This window comes from Pseudomonas fluorescens (genome assembly GCF_902497875.1).
Taxonomy (GTDB): domain Bacteria; phylum Pseudomonadota; class Gammaproteobacteria; order Pseudomonadales; family Pseudomonadaceae; genus Aquipseudomonas; species Aquipseudomonas fluorescens_BR.
Window position 1 is genome coordinate 80,803 of record NZ_CABVHY010000011.1, and the last position, 18,815, is coordinate 99,617.

General features: G+C 58.4%; 14 protein-coding genes. 8 read left to right on the forward strand and 6 right to left on the reverse strand.

Annotation, left to right across the window (positions count from 1 at the left end):
• Positions 1-128: 128 nt before the first annotated feature.
• A complete protein-coding gene (locus F8N85_RS12970) occupies positions 129-1,163 on the reverse strand; it encodes an alpha/beta fold hydrolase (RefSeq protein ID WP_150803999.1) in 1,035 nt (344 codons plus the stop codon).
• 312 nt (positions 1,164-1,475) lie between these two features.
• Positions 1,476-3,788, reverse strand: coding sequence for a 5-methyltetrahydropteroyltriglutamate--homocysteine S-methyltransferase (gene metE, locus F8N85_RS12975; protein WP_150804000.1), 2,313 nt, complete (start codon positions 3,786-3,788; stop codon positions 1,476-1,478).
• Positions 3,789-3,894: 106 nt separating this feature from the next.
• Here metE and metR point away from each other — a divergent pair, with 106 nt between their 5' ends.
• Positions 3,895-4,812, forward strand: coding sequence for a transcriptional regulator MetR (gene metR / locus F8N85_RS12980; protein WP_150804097.1), 918 nt, complete (start codon positions 3,895-3,897; stop codon positions 4,810-4,812).
• A gap of 246 nt (positions 4,813-5,058) precedes the next feature.
• On the opposite strand, the gene F8N85_RS12985 is transcribed toward metR, so the two are convergent.
• The 4 genes from F8N85_RS12985 to F8N85_RS13000 all read right to left on the reverse strand — a co-directional run bounded on the left by F8N85_RS12985 (position 5,059) and on the right by F8N85_RS13000 (position 8,183).
• A complete protein-coding gene (locus F8N85_RS12985) occupies positions 5,059-5,565 on the reverse strand; it encodes a GNAT family N-acetyltransferase (protein ID WP_150804001.1) in 507 nt (168 codons plus the stop codon).
• Between the two features lie 50 nt (positions 5,566-5,615).
• A complete protein-coding gene (locus F8N85_RS12990; protein WP_150804002.1) occupies positions 5,616-6,254 on the reverse strand; it encodes a LysE family translocator in 639 nt (212 codons plus the stop codon).
• A 25-nt stretch (positions 6,255-6,279) separates the two neighbouring features.
• Entirely contained in the window at positions 6,280-6,717 is a 438-nt protein-coding gene (locus F8N85_RS12995) for an NUDIX hydrolase (protein ID WP_150804003.1), read from the reverse strand.
• A 110-nt stretch (positions 6,718-6,827) separates the two neighbouring features.
• Positions 6,828-8,183: an HD domain-containing phosphohydrolase gene (locus F8N85_RS13000; protein ID WP_150804004.1), complete on the reverse strand. Its 1,356-nt coding sequence runs from the start codon at positions 8,181-8,183 to the stop codon at positions 6,828-6,830.
• A gap of 260 nt (positions 8,184-8,443) precedes the next feature.
• On the opposite strand from F8N85_RS13000, the gene F8N85_RS13005 reads away from it, so the two are divergent.
• The 7 genes from F8N85_RS13005 (at position 8,444) to F8N85_RS13035 (ending at position 18,801) form a co-directional block, all read left to right on the forward strand.
• Positions 8,444-10,750 (forward strand): putative bifunctional diguanylate cyclase/phosphodiesterase, encoded by a 2,307-nt coding sequence (locus tag F8N85_RS13005; RefSeq protein WP_150804005.1) that lies wholly within the window; start codon positions 8,444-8,446, stop codon positions 10,748-10,750.
• Positions 10,747-12,621 carry an EAL domain-containing protein gene (locus tag F8N85_RS13010; protein ID WP_150804006.1) on the forward strand — a complete coding sequence of 625 codons (1,875 nt, stop codon included), beginning with the start codon at positions 10,747-10,749 and terminating at the stop codon, positions 12,619-12,621. The genes F8N85_RS13005 and F8N85_RS13010 overlap by 4 nt, the downstream gene beginning before the upstream one ends.
• A 60-nt stretch (positions 12,622-12,681) precedes the next feature.
• On the forward strand, positions 12,682-13,641 hold the full coding sequence (locus F8N85_RS13015) for a cytochrome-c peroxidase (RefSeq protein WP_150804007.1): 960 nt from the start codon (positions 12,682-12,684) through the stop codon (positions 13,639-13,641).
• Positions 13,638-15,485: a DAHL domain-containing protein gene (locus F8N85_RS13020; RefSeq protein ID WP_150804008.1), complete on the forward strand. Its 1,848-nt coding sequence runs from the start codon at positions 13,638-13,640 to the stop codon at positions 15,483-15,485. The genes F8N85_RS13015 and F8N85_RS13020 overlap by 4 nt, the downstream gene beginning before the upstream one ends.
• Complete coding sequence (locus tag F8N85_RS13025; protein ID WP_150804009.1) at positions 15,445-16,851, forward strand: ATP-binding protein; 1,407 nt, start codon at positions 15,445-15,447, stop codon at positions 16,849-16,851. Before F8N85_RS13020 ends, F8N85_RS13025 begins: the two co-directional genes overlap by 41 nt.
• Before the next feature lie 368 nt (positions 16,852-17,219).
• Entirely contained in the window at positions 17,220-17,681 is a 462-nt protein-coding gene (locus F8N85_RS13030) for a Rid family detoxifying hydrolase (RefSeq protein ID WP_224795681.1), read from the forward strand.
• 88 nt (positions 17,682-17,769) lie between these two features.
• On the forward strand, positions 17,770-18,801 hold the full coding sequence (locus F8N85_RS13035; RefSeq protein WP_224795682.1) for an alpha/beta fold hydrolase: 1,032 nt from the start codon (positions 17,770-17,772) through the stop codon (positions 18,799-18,801).
• The last annotated feature ends 14 nt before the right edge of the window (positions 18,802-18,815 follow it).

Sequence of the window (18,815 nt, forward strand, 5' to 3'; positions counted from 1 at the left end):
CAGTCGTAAAACCGTGGAATGCGGTGCGCCTTAAGAAATGGGATTGCAGGTTTTAGGGCCGCTGCGCGCCCCAGCGGGGCGGTGCGGCGTTCCGACAAGCTCCCTCGCCACAAAGTGCCCGCCAGGCCTCACAACATATTCGGCGCAACAACCGGATCAATCTGCGCCCAATGCGAAGTATCCTCGCGATGGCTCTGCAGGTACGGCAACACCGCCCCCAGCAACGGCGCCTTGAACGCCTCCTGAAAGCGATGGGCCAGGCCCGGAATCAGCTTCAACTGGCTGCCCTGGATATGCGCCGCCAGATGCACGCCATGCATCACCGGCAACAGCGGGTCGGCGGTGCCATGCACCACCAGGGTCGGCACCCGCAATTGATTGAGCAGCGTCACCCGGCTCGGTTCGGCGAGGATCGCCATGATCTGACGCTTCACGCCCTCGGGGTTGAATGCCCGGTCATAGGAAACCTGCGCCTGCTGCAGCAGTTCCTGGCGATCATCCACCACCTGCGGGCTGCCCAGCGCCGCCAGCAGATCCGCCTGCTGTTCAAGCGCCACCTCGCGATTCGGTGCACTGCGCCGTGAGAGCAATTGCACCAATGCCGCGTTGGGCGCGGGCAAGCCCTCTGCGCCGGAACTGGTCATGATCAGCGTCAGGCTTTCCACCCGTTGCGGCGCCATGGCCGCCATGTGCTGGGCAATCATCCCGCCCATGCTTGCGCCCAGCACGTGAAACTGCTGCACCTGCAAGGCATCCATCAGGCCCAGGGCATCATCGGCCATGTCAGTCAGGGTGTACGGCGCCGACACTGGCAAGCCGAGCTTATAGCGCAACACCTCAAAGGTCAGGTTGGCGTCGACGGGTGCCTGACGCCAGCTGGAGAGCCCGACATCCCGATTGTCATAGCGGATTACCCGAAACCCCTGCTGACACAACGCGACCACCACCTCATCCGGCCAATGAATCAACTGCCCGCCCAGGCCCATCACCAGCAGTAACGCTGGGTCCGAGGCACGGCCGATGCTCTGGTAGGCCAGGCTGACCTGATTCAGCTCGACCCGTTGGGTTGGCACATCGACATCGCATCGAGACGCCGCAAAAGACGCCGAGCCGAACACCAGCGAGAGCAACAAAAACGCCGTTTGAAAAAACAATGCATGCATGAAGAAACACCGAAACGCAGAACCCCAGTAGAGCGCGAGTCTGATGAACTTTGAGCAAGCGCGCTGCCACAGTTGTGTGACAGTTTGATGAAGATCGCCGAATGGTCGCTAATTTGGCTGAGCAGGCCAGAACCGCGTTTTCCTTCATCGCGAGCAGGCTCGCTCCCACAGGTTCTGTGTCGATCACGCAGAGCCCATGTGTGCGAGCCTGCTCGCGATAGCGGCCTCACGGCCAATACAAATCCTCCTGTTGCCCCCAAACAAAACCCGCCCCCCTCTCTCGAAGGGGGCGGGTTTGTTGTTCGGGCTGCTTTACGCCAACTGACTCCTCAACTGGCGCGCCGCCGCCACCATATTCACCAGGGCCGCCTCGGTTTCCGGCCAGGCCCGGGTTTTCAGGCCGCAGTCGGGGTTGACCCACAGCCGTTCAGCGGGGATGCGTTTGACCGCCTTGGTCATCAACTTGACCATCTCGGCGGTGCCCGGCACCCGTGGCGAGTGGATGTCGTAGACCCCCGGGCCGATGTCGTTCGGGTAATCGAACGCTTCGAAAGCCTCGAGCAATTCCATGTCCGAACGCGAGGTTTCGATGGTGATCACATCGGCGTCCATGGCCGCGATGGACTTGATCACGTCGTTGAACTCGCTGTAGCACATGTGGGTGTGGATCTGGGTTTCGTCACGCACCCCGGACGCGGTCAGGCGGAACGCTTCCACCGCCCAGTCCAGGTACTCCTGCCATTGCGCGCGGCGCAGTGGCAAGCCTTCGCGGAAAGCCGCTTCGTCGATCTGGACGATCTTGATTCCGGCCTGCTCCAGGTCGACCACTTCATCGCGCAAGGCCAGCGCGAGTTGTTGCGCCTGGACTTTTCGCGACACGTCTTCACGCGGGAAGGACCACATCAGCATGGTTACCGGGCCGGTCAGCATGCCTTTCATGACCTTGTCGGTCAGGCTCTGGGCGTACTGAATCCAGTCCACGGTCATGGCGTTCGGACGGCTCAGGTCGCCGAAGATAATCGCCGGCTTCACGCAACGCGAACCGTAGCTCTGGACCCAGCCGAAACGGGTGAAGAGGTAACCATCGAGTTGCTCGGCGAAGTACTCGACCATGTCGTTACGCTCGGCTTCACCATGGACCAGCACGTCCAGCCCCAGGCGTTCCTGGATTTGCACGGCGTGGCGGATCTCGCTGTGCATGGCGTCGGTGTAGTCGTTGGCCGACAGCTTGCCCTGTTTGAAGGCCTGACGCGCCAGGCGAATCGACGCAGTCTGCGGGAACGAACCGATAGTGGTGGTCGGGAACGCCGGCAGTTGCAGACGAGCGCGTTGCACCTCGATGCGCTGGGCGAACGCCGATTGGCGCTGGCTGTCGGCGGCGCTGATGGCGACGAGGCGTGCCTGGACATCGGCTTTGTGAATCCGCGGCGACTGGTTGCGGCTGGCCTGTACGGCGCGGCTTTCAGCCAGTGCGGTTTGCACGTTCGCCGCTTGTGGGTTGTTCAAGGCATCACGCAACACGGCGATTTCGCCACACTTTTGCACGGCAAAGGCCAGCCAGCTTTTCAGTTCAGCATCGAGCTTGTCTTCGCGGCCCAGGTCCACCGGGCTGTGCAGCAGCGAGCAGGAACCGGCGACCCAGAGGTTGTCGCCGAAGCGCTCTTGCGCAGTTTTCAGTTGTTCCAGCGCCTGTTCCAGTTCGCAGCGCCAGACGTTGCGGCCGTTGACCAGGCCTACCGAAAGTACTTTGTAGGTTGGCAGGCGGTCGAGTACCGCGGCCAGCTGTTCCGGTGCGCGCACCGCGTCGATGTGCAAGCCATCCACCGGCAGGCCGACGGCCAGCCCGAGGTTGTCCTCCAGGCCACCGAAGTAGGTCGCCACGAGCTTCTTCAGCGGCGAATATTGCAGGATATGGTAAGCGCGCTCGAAGGCGTTTTTCCATTCCTGGGGCAGGTCGAGGCTGAGGATCGGCTCGTCGATCTGCACCCATTCCACGCCCTGTGCCGCGAGGCGACCGAGGATTTCGCCGTAGATCGGCAGCAAGCGTTCCAACAGCTCGAGTTTGTCGAAGTCGTTACCCTTGGCCTTGCCCAGCCACAAGTAGGTCAGCGGACCGATGATCACCGGCTTGACCTTGTGACCCAGCGCCAGCGCTTCGTCGACCTCCTCGAATAGCTGTTCCCAGCTCAGTTTGAATTGCTGATCAACGCTGAATTCCGGGACCAGGTAGTGATAGTTGGTGTCGAACCACTTGGTCAGTTCCTGAGCGTATTGCGCCTTGGCATGCTCGCCGCCGCAGCAGCTGGCAGTGGCGCCGCGAGCCATCGCGAACAGCGTGTCGAGAGTCGGCAATCCACGGGCATCCCGGGCACTGTCGAAACGCTCGGGGATCACCCCGAAGGTCAACGAGTGGCTCAGCACCTGGTCGTACCAGGCGAAATCGCCGACCGGCAGCAAATCGATGCCTGCGTCTTTTTGCAGCTGCCAGTGTCTGGCCCGCAACTCACGACCCACAGCTTGCAGGGCGCTCTGGTCAAGGTCGCCTTTCCAGTAGGACTCGAGGGCTTTTTTAAGTTCGCGGTCGGCGCCGATACGCGGGAAACCAAGATTGTGGGCCAGGGCCATGACGACATTCCTCCATAAAAGATGGCGCTATTGTCGACACTCCGGGCTACATGAGACAAACTCAACCTTTTCGTGTTGATCACAAGTTTTCCTCATGGAGGCCCCGGTGCTGGAAATCCGTCACCTGAAGACCCTGCACGCCTTGCGCGAAGCAGACAGCTTGGTGGAAGCCGCCGAGCGCTTGCACCTGACCCAATCCGCGCTGTCCCACCAGTTCAAGGAACTGGAGGAGCGCATGGGTATGCAACTGTTCGTGCGCAAGAGCAAACCGGTGCGTTTTACCAGCGCCGGGCTGCGTCTGTTACAGCTGGCCGACGCCACCCTGCCGCTGCTGCGCGGTGCCGAGCGGGATATCGCGCGGTTGGCCGGCGGCACCGCCGGACGTCTGCACATGGCCATCGAATGCCACAGCTGCTTCCAATGGCTGATGCCCACCATCGACCAGTTCCGCGATGCCTGGCCGGAGGTCGAGCTGGACCTGGCCTCGGGATTCTCCTTCGCCCCGCTGCCGGCCCTGGCCCGTGGCGATCTGGATCTGGTGGTGACCTCCGATCCGCTGGAGCTGGCGGGCATTACTTACGTGCCGCTGTTCACTTACGAAGCGATGCTCGCGGTGGCCAATCAGCATCGACTGGCGGGCAAGCCGTACATCGTGCCGGAAGATTTGCTCAGCGAAACCCTGATCACTTATCCGGTGGAACGGGATCGGCTGGACATCTTCACGCGCTTCCTGGAACCAGCGGACATCGAACCGGCGCAAGTGCGCACCTCGGAACTGACGGTCATGATGATGCAACTGGTGGCCAGCGGCCGTGGCGTATGCGGCATGCCCCACTGGGCGCTGCATGAATACAGTTCACGGGGATACGTGAAGGCCAAGCGCCTGGGCGAGAAAGGCTTGTTTGCGACACTGTACGCCGGGATTCGCGCCGACATGCTGGATGCGCCCTACATGCGCGACTTCCTGCTGACGGCCAAAGACACCTCGTTCTCGACCCTGGATGGGGTGAGTGCGGTGCGCTGAAGAGTTGTGGCGAGGGGGCTTGACCGTTGCGCGAACCGTAGCAGCTGCCGAGCCTGCGAGGCTGCGTTCGGCTGCGAAGCAGTCGTAAAATCAGGCGCCGCGGTATTCCAGACAAACCGTGCAAGCAGGATTTACGACTGCTCCGCAGCCGAACGCAGCCTTCGGCAGCTGCTACGGGGGAAGTGCTGAACCTGTAAACCGCAGCGCCTGCTTCGCGGGCAAGCCCGGCTCCCACAGCAGCTCGTGTTACTCCAACCCCAATTCCCGCCACATATGAATCTTGTCGAGGTACTCCACCCCCACCCTCACCGCCAGCGGTTCCAGGCCGAACTGCACGAAACCGCAGCGTTGATACAGGGCAAGTGCCGCGTCATTGCCGGCGGTGACGGTCAGCTGGATCAGCTTCAAGCCTTTATGGCTCCGCGCTTCGGCGAGGGCGGTTTGCACCAGTTGATAGCCCAGCCCTCCATGGCGAGACCCGGCCGATACATACAGGCCAAACAGCGTGACCTTGTGCCGGGCTTTTTCGCGGGGTTCGAAGGCCAGTCCAGCGATGCCCACCAGATTGTCACCCTCGAACGCTCCGAGCACCCGATCCAGCGGGTCACTCAGACGTGACTCCCACCAGGTCAACGGCATCGCCGCACGCTCGGCGACGCTGGAGGTGAACGCCTCGGGATGCAGACCGTAGGCTTCAAGCATCAGCGCCCGATACTGGCTGGCGTGTTGCGAGGTGAGGCGTTGAATGGTCATAGCGTCTTCACGCTGGCAATGAAAAATGGCGCATGTGGGCTGTTTCCCGATCAAGCACTGCGACGTTGCTCAAGCATCAGACGCACCGCGAGCGCGGCCAGCACAAAGCCCATGAAGTAGCGCTGAACCGCCAGCCACAGCGGGTTATGCACGAACCACGCAGCGATCCCGGCGGCGAACAGCGCGATCAGCAGGTTGACCGAAAAGCTCACACCGATCTGGGTCAGGCCGAGGAGAATGCTCTGGGTGAACACCGAGCCATGTTCGGGGTTGATGAACTGCGGAAACACCGACAGATAAAACACCGCGATTTTCGGGTTCAGCGCACTGGTGAGAAAGCCCATCAGGATCAGTTTCCGGGAGGAGTCCGGCGGCAGTTGTTGAGCCTCGAACGGCGAGCGCGCCCCAGGCTTCAGCGCCTGCCAGGCCAGCCACAGCAGGTACAGCGCGCCGGCCCATTTCAGCACTTCATAGGCCATGGGCACGGCGAGAAATACCGCCGTCAAACCCGCTGCAGCGGCGAACATATGCACGAAGAAACCCGCCACGACTCCCAGCAACGAAGTGATGCCGGCCCTGCGACCCTGGCAGATCGATCGGGATATCAGGTAGATCATGTTCGGCCCTGGCGTCAGCACCATCAGCAGTGCGGCGGCGGCGAACAGCAATAAATCTTGAACGGGTATCATCGAGCAGTCCTTTGTCTTTTGAAGATCAGGCCGTCGTTAGTTGCGATGCTCGATAAAACGGCAGGATCAGGTCCCGTGTCAATGGCGCCAGTACCAGGCCGCCATCGCTGGCAGGGTCGATCCAGACCACCTCTTCGATCTCCGCGGCCGGCGCCACCTGGGAATCGATATTCAGCTGGAACAACTCGGCCTGCACCAAAAACCCCGGTTCGTTGGCGGCCGGGGCCGAGAAAATTCCAAGATAGTTCGCTTGAGTGATATCGATACGCAAGCCAAGTTCTTCTTCCAGCTCACGAGCCAGCGCCACGACCGGTTGTTCATGGGCTTCGATCTTGCCACCGGGCTGCATGAAGGCCTGGGTGCCGCGTTTACGCACCAGCAGGGTTCGACCGTCCGGGCCGATCAACAGCCCGGCGGCGATGCGGAGGATGGAGGAGCTGGGTGCGGCTGATGGAAAAGTCATGGAGGGAAAATGGCCTTGAATGCAAAGGCGCAAGGATCCCATGAGTTTCCGTTCGTCGGCAATTGAGGGATCGTGCACATGCTTCACACGCCCCCCGTCGTTGTCATTTTTTAGACTGCCGATTCCAGAAGCTCCACCTCCTGCGGCACTTTCACAAAAACGCTGTACTTGGCGCCCTCCATCGCTTCAAAGGCAATCAACTTATCCACCAATGGCCCGTTCAATGCCTTGCCGGCATTGAGTAGTAACATGCCGTTATCGGCGTTGAGATTGCGCGCCAGCACCATTCCTGGCGCCAGATCGTGGGTGCCCAGCACCTTGACCAATGGATCGCCGACCGTCACATCGCTCAGGTAGGCGGCGCAGACTTGAACGAAGTCCTCCACCATTTCCGGATCGTAAAGCTTGCCGGCGTACTTGCGGATGAACACCAGCGCTTCATCGCTGTTCATCTGCCGCTCGAGGATCAGCCCGCGCTGCAATTCGATAAAGTCCACCGCGAGTTTCAGCAGCCGCGAACCCAAAGGAATCGCCTCGCCCTTGAGGTGATCGGGAAACCCGCTGCCATCCCAGCGCTCCTGATGATGGAGGATCAAGCGAGCCGCATCCTTCATGGGTTCCAGGGTCATCAGCAGCGATTCGCTTTGCTTGGGATAGCCTCGGTAGCGCTCTCGATCCGTGTGGTAGAGCAAGTCGGCAGGCGCAGTCATCATGCTGTCGCTCCAGCTCAGCTTGCCGATGTTATAGAGTGCCGCGGCCATGGTCAGATCGCGACTGCTGGCCTCGTCCAGGTCATGGGATTGGCAGTAGACGCGCACCAGTTCGATGATCTGCCGATTGGTCTGCTTGGCCTTTGGCAGGCGCAGATTGGCCAACAGCGAAAACACCTCAGTGCCCGTGACATAACTGTGCTTGAGCTCTTCGTAGGCCAGGTCGAGCATGTCGGCTGTTTGCTGCAGTTCTGCGGTGCGGGCGACGACGCGCTTCTCCAGCGTGGTATTGAGCAGTTTCAGTTGATCGTTCTGCTGCCGGGTCAATTGCTCAAGACGCTGGCGTTCGCGCTCGGAATGCTGATGGGCCAGGGACTGGCGCAACGTCAGCAGCATTTCTTCGTCGTTCCAGGGTTTGCTGATATAACGATGGATCTGGCCTTCGTTGATCGCTTTGATGATCATCGCCAGATCGGCGTAGCCGGTCAGCAAAATACGCGTGGTCGAGGGATGACGCTGATGAATTTCCGCCAGCAAGGTGGCGCCATCCATACCCGCCATGCGCGCATCAGTCATGACCAGGTCAATCGACTGCTGCGCCATGATCTCCAGGGCCTGTGCGCCACTATTGGCCAACAGTACGTCGTAGGGCTGGCTGCGCAGCAAGCGGCGCAGGCTGTTGAGGATCGATTCTTCATCGTCGACGAGCAGCACCTTGGGTCTATAGTCGCAAATCATCGCAGGTTGCTCATCCATGGCACTACCTCATCTCACACTGGGACATTGATTCTTCCGGCGAAATCAAGGAAACATCTGGTACTCCTTGAGCCTGAACGACAGATTAGACGATTTCACTGTTCGATGGCGATTTGACGTCAAGCACTCGGCGAACCGTCGAGTGCCGGGCTATGCTCAAGCTGCGCGGACCCAGTACCCGCGTTTGCGTGATTCACACTCAGGAAGGGATGCCATATGAATTCAACGTCCATGACGGCCGTTTTCCTCGGTATGCACCGATGAAAGCATCGCAGGAGCGGGCAAACCGACGAATCCTGATCGTCGATGACACCGCTTCGATTCACCAGGACTTTGGGAAGATCCTCAGCCCGCCAGCGCTTGATGAGGATGAACTGAACAGCGCCGAAGAGGCCTTGTTTGGCTCCCCGGTGGCGGTTTCCCTGCAGAGCTTTGTCCTCGATTCGGCCTTTCAGGGTCTCGAAGCGCTGGTCAAGGTCGAGTTGGCACTGGCCAGCGATGCACCGTACGCCATGGCCTTCATCGATATGCGCATGCCGCCGGGGTGGGACGGGCTGGAAACCATCGAGCGGCTCTGGCAGGTCGACCCCAGGCTGCAAGTCGCGCTCTGCACGGCGTATTCCGACTACTCCTGGGATGACATCGCCGAGCGCCTGGACCTCGGTGACCGGTTACTGATTCTGAAAAAACCCTTCGATGCGATCGAAATTCGCCAGATGGCCAGTGCATTGACGGCCAAATGGCAGATGACCGAAGACGCCGCGCTGAAAATGAACCTGCTCGAACAGGCGGTCGAGGAGCGCACCCGGGAACTGTCCGATGCCAATATCATCGTGCAGAACAGTCCGACCATCCTTTATCGCCTGCGCGGTGAGCCTTCGTTTCCGTTGATGTACATCTCCCACAACATCACCAAGTTCGGTCACGTGGCGGCCGACCTGGTGGCGTCGGCCAACTGGGCCAGGGAACTGGTGCATATCGATGACCAGCGGAAGATCGACGCTGCCATGGCCCGGGTCCTGGACCGGCATGCCGCAGGCGCGTCCATCGAGTTCCGCATGCGTACCGGAGACGGTGGCTGGCGCTGGGTCGAAAACCGCTATATCCCGGTGCGTGATGCCGAGGGTCGGTTGCTGGAGGTCGAAGGGATCATCATCGACATCACCGAACGCAAGATAGCCGAGGAGAAAATCTTCCTGCTGGCGCGCACCGACGGACTGACCGGCCTGGTCAACCGCGCCACCCTGATCGAGCGCCTGCATCAGGCGTTCGCCGCGGCCCTACGCGGCGCAACCCCCTTTGCGATGTTCTATCTGGATCTGGATCACTTCAAACGGATCAACGACACGCTTGGCCACCCCGTGGGGGATCTGTTGTTGCAAGAAGTCTCCCGGCGCATCAAGGCCTGCGTGCGCGAAAACGATGTGGTGGCGCGCCTGGGTGGCGACGAGTTTGCAATACTGCAATTGGACGTGACCGATCCGACCCACTCCGCGGCCTTGGCCGCGAAGGTCCGCGATGAGTTGGTCTTGCCCTATTCACTCAACGGCAACGACGTTCGGGTCTCGGTCAGTATCGGGATCAGCACCTATACGCCCTCTACCGGCAGCGCCGACGACCTGCTGATCCAGGCCGATATGGCGCTGTACCGCTCCAAGGAAAAGGGTCGCAACCAGTACCACTTCCACTCCGAGGAGATCAATCAGGAGGTGGTTGAACGGATTACCCTGGCCAACGACTTGAAACAGGCAATCGAACAGGACGAGCTCGAATTGCACTATTTGCCTGAAGTCGATCTGGGCTCGGGAAAAATCCTCGGCATGGAAGCCCAGGTGCGCTGGAATCACCCCGAGCGTGGGCTGCTCGAAGCTGATGTGTTCCTGCCTGCCGCGGAAAAAACCGGAACCATCATTGCCCTTGGACATTGGCTTCTGGATAAGGCCTGCCAGCAAATGCGCCAATGGCGCGACCTGGACATGGCTCCCCCGCTGATCGCGATCAAGCTCTCCCTGGCCCAGCTCAAAAGCGGCCCGGAATTGATCTATGACGTTCTCAGGACCACTGCCCGCTGGAATCTGTGCCCTTGGGATCTGCGCTTTGACGTCACCGAAGCGACCCTGGCCCAGACCAAATGGACCCACAACGATGTGCTGCCACGCCTGCGCGAACTGGGGGTGAAGATCGCCATTGACGATTTCGGCACCGAGTACTCGTCGTTCGACTACCTCAAGACCTACCAGGTCAATCACTTGAAAATCGCCCAGGCGTTCATCGACAGCGCCACGCGCGATCCGGCCAGCGCCACCACCTTGCGCGCCATCATCAATTTCGCCCGCGATGTCGGCATCGGCATTATCGCCGAAGGTGTCGAAACCCAGGAGCAACGAAGCTCGCTGATGTCCACCGGTTCACCGATGAATGCTCAGGGTTACTACTTCAGCAAAGCCGTCAGCGGCCAGCAGGCCGCGCAGCTGTTGATGGCCGGCAGCATCGTGCCAACACCCGCTGCTGACGCCGCCAGTCCCTGGGTCGAGGGCGCGGACTGTCCACCGGGGGTTTCGCGATGAAGCCAGCTTTTGCCCTTACCAACCGGCGCATTCTGATCATTGACGACACGCCCTCGATCCATGAGGACTTCCGCAAGATCCTCAACCCCGAACCTGCCACTGTGCAGACGCTGGCCAGTACCGAAGAGGTGCTGTTCGGCACTCTGCAGCCCGCGCGGCCGACCTATAAGCTGGATTCGGCCTACCAGGGCCAGGAAGCCCTGGAACTGGTCAAGCGTGCCCAGGCCGAAGGCCGGCCTTACGCCATGGCCTTCACCGACATGCGCATGCCGCCAGGCTGGGATGGACTGGAAACCATCGAACACTTGTGGAAGGCCGACCCTCGCCTGCAGATCGCGCTGTGCACGGCGTACTCCGACTACTCCTGGGAAGCGATGGCCGAACGCCTGGAGTTCAGCGACCAGCTGCTGGTGCTGAAAAAGCCCTTCGACAGTCTGGAAATACTGCAGATGGCCAGCGCCATGACCTGGAAATGGCAGATGGCTCAGGATGCGGCGATAAAAATGCACAGCCTGGAGCGAACCATCGAGGACCGCGTCCAGGAATTGCTCAAGGTCTCTCACCTGTTGCAGTACGACGTGCTCACCGAATTGCCCAACAGCACCCTGCTCGGTGACCGGCTGACCCAGTCCCTCGCGCTTTCCCGGCGTCATGACAAACAGTTGGCAGTGATGTTTCTGGGGCTCGATCGCTTCAAGCGTATCAACAACGCGCTCGGCCATCCGATTGGCGATGAAATGCTCAAACAGGTCGGGCGGCGCCTGGTGGCGACGGTGCGTGAATCCGATTCGGTGTTTCGCTACGGTTCCGACGAGTTCGTGGTAATCCTCGCCGATGTCCATCACCCCCAGCAGACCAAAGGCATCGCCGAAAAACTCCTGAGCGCGGTGAGTACCCCGCAGCACATCGCCGGGCATGACCTGAGCGTGACCGCGAGCCTGGGTATCAGCATTTATCCCGACGATGGCTTCGATGCCCTGGCGTTGATCAAGAAAGCCGAAACCGCCATGCGCAACGTCAAGGAAAGTGCGCCGAATGATTTCGGCTTCTTCATCGACGACATGAATCAGCGCGCCCGTGAACAGCAAAGCATCGAGTCCGGCATTCGCCAAGCCCTGGAGCGCAAGGAGTTCGTCCTCCACTACCAACCCAAGCTCGACCTCAAGTCCGGTAAAGTGGTGGGTGCCGAAGCGTTGATCCGCTGGTTGAAACCGGGACACGGCTGGGTCTATCCGTCGGACTTCATTTGCGTCGCCGAAGACAGCGGCCTGATTGTCCCGTTGAGCAAATGGGTATTGGGCGAAGCCTGCCGGCAAGCCTGCGCCTGGCAGGCCGCAGGGTTGCCGCCGATCAGCATGTCGGTGAACGTTTCCGCGATCGATTTTCGTCAGCGCGGGTTTGTCGAGGGTATCGTGCAGATACTGGAACAAACCGGCTTCGATCCCAGGTTGCTGGAACTGGAAATCACCGAAAGCGTGTTGATGCAAAACGTCGATGCCACCGTGGCAACCCTGCGAACCATCAAGGCACTGGGGGTACGACTGGCCATCGATGATTTCGGCACCGGCTACTCCAGCTTGAGTTACCTGCGGCGGTTTCCCATCGATGTATTGAAGATCGACCAGTCCTTTGTTCGCGGCCTGAGCACCGACAGCAATGACGCCGCGCTGGTCAGTGCCATTATCAGCCTGGGTAAAAGCCTCAACCTGAACATCATTGCCGAAGGCGTGGAAACCCTCGAGCAGCTGGACTTCCTCAAGGCTCATCAGTGCGAGGAAGGCCAGGGATATTTCTTCAGCAAAGCCGTAGAGGCTCAGGCCTTCGCCAAACTCATGACCACAGCACAATTGCGTGCGCCGCCGGATGAGTAGACCCACACAACGCATCTTCAGGTTTCACGATGCTCAGGCACCCGGTCAAGGAATCATTAGATGTCGCCACACGCAACCCTGCCGCTCTTCGCGCTGTTACTCGGGATTTGCCTGACAGCGAGCGCCGAACCACTCAATGAGCCGCTAAAGCCACTGCCACCGGTACCTCATCAGGATCCCCGGCGTGTCGAACTGGGTCGGCAGTTGTTTAACGACACACGCTTATCCGTCAACAACAGGGTGTCCTGTGCCAGCTGCCATCTGCTGGAAAAAGGCGGTGCCGATGACAAACGGTTTTCCATTGGCTTCGACGGCAAGCCCCTGACGATCAATACCCCCAGTGTATTGAACGCCAGCCTGAACTTCAGGCAGTTCTGGAACGGTCGAGCCAATACCCTGGAGTCGCAATCCCACGAAGTCGTGCAAAGCCCCAACGAGATGGGCAGCAACTGGCCGCACGTGGTCCAGACCCTTTCCGCCGATCCGACCTACCACACAACCTTTGCTGCCGCGTACCCCGATGGCGTAACGGCAGCCAATATGCAGAACGCACTGGCGACCTACGAACGCACCCTGCTCAGCCGTAATTCACGCTTCGACCAATACCTGCTGGGCGACACCGACATCCTCACCCGGGATGAAAAATACGGTTACCAACGCTTCAAGGAATACGGCTGCATCGCCTGCCATCAGGGAGTGAACATTGGCGGCAACATGTTCCAGAAGTTCGGCGTGATGGGCGACTACTTTCAGGCCCGGGGCAACCCGACCGAGTCTGATCTGGGACGTTATCTGGTGACCAGGGATGAAGAGGACCGCAATGTGTTCAAGGTTCCCAGCCTGCGCAATGTCGCGGTGACCGCACCGTATTTTCACGATGGGTCGGCCAGGACACTCGAGGATGCGGTGGATGTGATGTTCAAGTATCAACTTGGACGCATCCCCTCGGAAAAGGACAAGGCCTTGATCACTCAATTCCTCAAAACCCTGACCGGTGAATGGGCAGGTAAACCGTTATGAGAAACTCCCGCCGCCTCAGCCAGGTGTTGCTCATGAGCATGAGCGTACTGCTTGCCTCAACCCTGGTGTTTCTCTACCTCAAATCCAACACCAATCAAACCGCGACCTATATCGAATCACGGGACTTGATCCGTCAGATAATTCAATTGGACGCGCGGTGGGAAACCGAAATCCTCAAGGCCAGGATCACTATCAGCCACAACTACGATCCCCTGGTTTCGCCGCTGACCGAAATGACCAGCCTTTGGGCCAGGTTCGAAACGATGGAGTCCGGTCATGGCCGCGATGACTCGCCGCAATGGCGGGCCAGTCATGACGCCTACCTGGATGCGATCAAGGAAAAGACCCGGCTGGTTGAGCAGTTCAAATCCCACAACGCGGTGTTGCGTAACTCCCTGGCATTCCTGCCGAGCGCCGAAGACGATATCCAGGGCCAGTTCGCCCGCCTCGAGGACGCTGACAAACTGCAGCTGCAAAACGTCGCCACCGACACTTACGACCTGATGCTCAGCAGCCTTGAGTTTGCACAAGTCACTTCCGACGACAGAGCCGCCGACATCCTGGTAGGCCTCAACAAACTGGCGGTGAACAAGGAGCGTCTACCGCAGGAGTTCCACAGCCCGGTGGAGATTCTCAGCAATCACATCGCCCTGGTGCTGCGCGAACAACCGGTGGTCAACGGCTTGCTGGAGCAGATTGCCGCGATTCCGGTAGCCGAGCGCCTGGACGACATCACCAACCTGCTTAATAGAGAACAGCAACAGGCCGAGGCCATCGAGCAGAAGTATCATTTTTCCCTGCTGGTGTTCTCGTCCCTGCTGGTGGCCTTGCTGTTGTACCTGGCCAGTCGGCTGATTCGCAGTTTTACGGAGATCAACCGCGTCAACAAGGCGTTGCACGCAGCCAATGAAGGCCTTGAACAACGCGTCGAAGAACGCACCCGCGAACTCAAGGACACCCAGAGTGAACTACTGGATACCGCGCGCCAGGCCGGGATGGCCGAGATCGCAACCAACGTCTTGCATAATGTCGGGAATGTGCTCAACAGTGTGAACATTTCTGCCGACCTGGTCACCCGCAAGCTGCGCACCAGCAAGGCGCTGGGGTTGGGCAAAGCCATGCAGCTGATCAACGCGCACCCACACGACCTCGGCGAATTCATCACCCAGGACGAAAAAGGCAAGTTGCTGCCGGGCTACCTGAACCAGTTGGTCGAGGCCATCGCCATTGAGCAATTGAGCATCACTGACGAACTGGCACAATTGAGTAAAAGCGTCGACCACATCAAGGACATCGTCGCCACCCAGCAGTCCTATGCCGGCGCCTCCAGTCTGGTGGAGCCGCTGCACGTCAGCGACCTGCTCGAGGATGCCTTGCGCATGAACTCCGGTGCCCTGACCCGGCACCATGTGACGGTGGTCAAGGACTACAGCGCTGTGCCGCGAGTGATGGGCGATAAACACCGGCTGCTGTTGATTCTGATCAATCTGATCAGCAACGCTAAATACGCGATGTCCGACCTCACTGATCGACCTCGACAAATGACCCTCGGGGTGAAGGTCGTCGACAACGCGACCTTACAGGTCAGTGTGAAGGATGAAGGTGAGGGGATCGCGCCGGAAAACATGACGCGGATCTTTGCCCACGGTTTCACCACTCGCAAGGAAGGTCACGGTTTCGGCCTGCACAGCTGTGCCCTCGCCGCCATCGAGATGAACGGCCATCTCGTCGCCTACAGCGACGGGCCGGGAAAAGGCGCGCTGTTCACCTTGCATATCCCCTTGATAACCGCAGAGGTCAAGCATGAACAACCTGTCGAACCGGCGTATTCTGCTGATCGATGACACGCCGTCGATCCATGATGACTTTCGCAAGATCCTCACCCCTGCGGTGCAACAAAACGTCGACCTGGACGACATGGAAGCGGCGTTGTTCGGCAGTGAGATCAAGCGTGCGAGCACGGCGTTCGAGCTGGATTCGGCCTATGGCGGCCAGGAAGGACTGAGCAAGCTCCGTGAAGCCCTGGACAGCAATCAGCCATACGCGCTGGCCTTCGTCGACATGCGTATGCCCGAGGGTTGGGACGGCGCGCAAACCATCGAGCATTTGTGGAATGCCGACCCGCGCCTGCAAGTCGTGGTCTGCACCGCCTATTCCGACTACTCCTGGGAGGAGCTGCTGGAGCGTTTGCACGCCCACGACCGGCTGCTGATCCTGAAAAAACCCTTCGATAATATCGAGGTTCAGCAGATGGCCAACACCCTCACCACCAAGTGGGAAATGACTGAGCGAGCGCAGATACAGATGAGCCATCTGGAACAGATGGTCGAGCAATGGACCCGGGAATTCAGACTGGCCAGCGCGGCCCTGCAGCGGGAAACCGATGAACGCAAACTATTGGAAAACCAGCTGATGCAATCGGAGAAGCTGGCCTCCCTGGGCCAGTTGGCAGCCGGCGTCGCCCATGAAATCAACAACCCCACCGGCTTTATTTCTTCAAACCTCGGCACGCTGGACGGCTACTTCAACAACTTGCAGCAAATGCTCAACGCCTATCAGGATGCCGAAGAGGCCATCGGCTCCCCAGAGCTCCTCGGCCACCTGAAAAGCCTGCGGGAGCGGATCGAACTGGATTTCCTCAAGGAAGATATCCCGCTGTTGATCAAGGAGTCCAAAGAGGGCATCGGCCGCGTCGGGCAGATCGTCAAAGACTTGAAGGACTTCTCCCGGGTCGATTCCAACCAGGAGTGGCAGTCGGCCAATCTGCAACAGGGCATCGAATCAACCCTGAATATCGTGGCCAATGAGCTCAAGTACAAGGCCAACGTCATCAAGGAGTACGTGGTGGTCCCTGAGGTCGAATGCCTGCCCTCGCAAATCAACCAGGTGTTCATGAACCTGATTGTCAACGCCGCCCAGGCCATGGGGCCGGAACGCGGCACCATCACCCTGCGCAATGGCGTTGTGGGGGATACTGTCTGGGTGGAAGTGGCCGATACCGGTTCAGGTATTGCGCCGGAAAATTTACAGAAAATCTTTGATCCGTTCTTCACTACCAAACCGGTCGGACAAGGGACCGGACTCGGCCTGTCGCTGTCCTACGGCATCGTGAAAAAGCACCGCGGGGATATTTCAGTGCGCAGTGAAGTCGGTGTGGGGACAACATTTCGGGTGGAGTTGCCGGTGAGGCAGTCGAACGCGAACGCCTGAATGGACCTCTCAAAAAGCATCGCGGGCACGGACTGGGCGTCCCCACTGCGCCTACGGATCAGTTATCTGTAGGTTGCATGAGCGTTATGGCACACCGGCCAACAGCATCCCGCTCTGTGCCGTGGTGGCCTTGCTGGATAGGGTTGAGGCGAAGGAAGAGGTAGCGGCTTAAGGGCAGGTTGAGCGCCGATTCTTTAACGGTATTGGCAGCCACTCAGCCCCTTTAAAAGAACGGGCCCTCATATTGCAATAATCCCGAACAAAGTTTTTTTTGAAATATAAAGTTTATTGCCAGTCATCCTCGGCATGGAAATAATCCCGTCAGAACTTCCATACTTAATACCGCTATGCAAGCAGGGGATGCTCATATGAAAACTGTAAAAAACACTTTAATGATCATAAGTATCTGCGCAGCGATAACCTCCTGCAGCCTTTTCAACCCACCCGATACAGCGCCAGATACTGAGATCCTTGATTTCGGAGACAACGGAAGTTACCCGTTTTCTGACGCTGCACGCGCGGGAAAAATACTATTTCTGTCTGGCTCACTTGGCATCGTTCCAGGTGAAGACAACCTTGTTCCGGGCGGTATCGTACCAGAGACCAAACAAGCCATGGACAACCTTAAGCTATACACCGAAGAATCGGGCTATCAGATGAAAGACATTCTAAAGTGCACTGTATTTTTAGCCGACATGAGCGAATGGTCAGCCTTCAATGACGTTTACGGGTCTTACTTCAAAAAACCATTCCCTGCACGCACGGCGGTTGCCGTCAAAAGCCTTGCATTGGATGCGCGCGTAGAAATCGAGTGCATAGCTTCCAGATAACTTAACCTGCACAAAGTACCGACTCATTTGCCTCATCCTGTATTCCGAGCGGCCGGGCATCGGCCAATTCCAATGCGAGGAGAACACCTTGAAAAACTTAAACATCGTCACCGCTTGCGTTTTTTTGGTTGGAGCCATTTCAACTTTCCAGGCAAAAGCCGCCTCACCCGCACACGGGCCAGCGTATGGCCAGAATCTGGAAGGTTTCAACTACACTTACTCGGTGAAAGAATTCGAATTTACTTCACAGGGCCAACGGCTGACAATGGCTTACATGGATGTATTACCTGACAAACCCAATAATCGTACGATTGTGCTGTTGCACGGCAAGCTATTTTGTGCGGACACATGGAGGGCAACCATAAAATCCCTATCCGATAGCGGATTCAGAGTTATCGCCCCAGATCAAATAGGATTTTGCAAATCCAGCAAGCCCGAACGCTATCAATACAGCTTTCAGCAACTGTCCAGCAACACACGGGCACTACTGGATAATTTAAAGATAAATGACAGCATTGTTATGGGGCACTCGATGGGGGGCATGTTAGCGATACGCTATGGGCTGATGTACCCACAAGCGACCACACAGTTGTTACTGATCAACCCTCTCGGCCTGGAGGACTGGAAAGCTCACGGTGTTCCTTACGTAAATATTGACACACACTATAAAGAAGAGCTCACAACCAATAAAGCTGATCTTAAAGAGTACCAAAGAATTGTCCACTACAACGGTGAATGGCGACCTGAATTTGACCGTTGGGTAGATATGCTGACCGGAATGTACAAGGGGGATGGATTACCGCTGGTTGCGCGTAATGCGGCATTGACTTCCGACATGATTTTCAACCAACCGGTTTTTTATGAGTTCGAGCAATTAAAAGTCCCCACTGTCTTGTTCGTGGGTCTGAAAGATAAAACTGCAATTACCAATGGAGCACCTCCACAGGTACTCTCACAACTGGCTAATTACAGCGCTCTTGGCAAAGCAGCCACGGCGAGAATCCCACAAGCCAAACTCATTGAGTTCGAAGATTTAGCCCATTCGCCACACCTCCAGCAGCCGGAACGATTTAATAAAACGCTCTTAAGCATCATTAACACTGAACAAACAAAAAAGTGAATGCTACACGGCAT

Bases quoted from the DNA above. Each gene is read 5' to 3' on its own strand.
- F8N85_RS12970 (WP_150803999.1), bottom strand. From the start codon at position 1,163: ATGCATGCATTGTTTTTTCAAACGGCGTTTTTGTTGCTCTCGCTGGTG.
- metE (WP_150804000.1), bottom strand. From the start codon at position 3,788: ATGGCCCTGGCCCACAATCTTGGTTTCCCGCGTATCGGCGCCGACCGC.
- F8N85_RS12985 (WP_150804001.1), bottom strand. From the start codon at position 5,565: ATGACCATTCAACGCCTCACCTCGCAACACGCCAGCCAGTATCGGGCG.
- F8N85_RS12990 (WP_150804002.1), bottom strand. From the start codon at position 6,254: ATGATACCCGTTCAAGATTTATTGCTGTTCGCCGCCGCCGCACTGCTG.
- F8N85_RS12995 (WP_150804003.1), bottom strand. From the start codon at position 6,717: ATGACTTTTCCATCAGCCGCACCCAGCTCCTCCATCCTCCGCATCGCC.
- F8N85_RS13000 (WP_150804004.1), bottom strand. From the start codon at position 8,183: ATGGATGAGCAACCTGCGATGATTTGCGACTATAGACCCAAGGTGCTG.
- F8N85_RS13005 (WP_150804005.1), top strand. From the start codon at position 8,444: ATGAAAGCATCGCAGGAGCGGGCAAACCGACGAATCCTGATCGTCGAT.
- F8N85_RS13010 (WP_150804006.1), top strand. From the start codon at position 10,747: ATGAAGCCAGCTTTTGCCCTTACCAACCGGCGCATTCTGATCATTGAC.
- F8N85_RS13015 (WP_150804007.1), top strand. From the start codon at position 12,682: ATGTCGCCACACGCAACCCTGCCGCTCTTCGCGCTGTTACTCGGGATT.
- F8N85_RS13020 (WP_150804008.1), top strand. From the start codon at position 13,638: ATGAGAAACTCCCGCCGCCTCAGCCAGGTGTTGCTCATGAGCATGAGC.
- F8N85_RS13025 (WP_150804009.1), top strand. From the start codon at position 15,445: ATGAACAACCTGTCGAACCGGCGTATTCTGCTGATCGATGACACGCCG.
- F8N85_RS13030 (WP_224795681.1), top strand. From the start codon at position 17,220: ATGAAAACTGTAAAAAACACTTTAATGATCATAAGTATCTGCGCAGCG.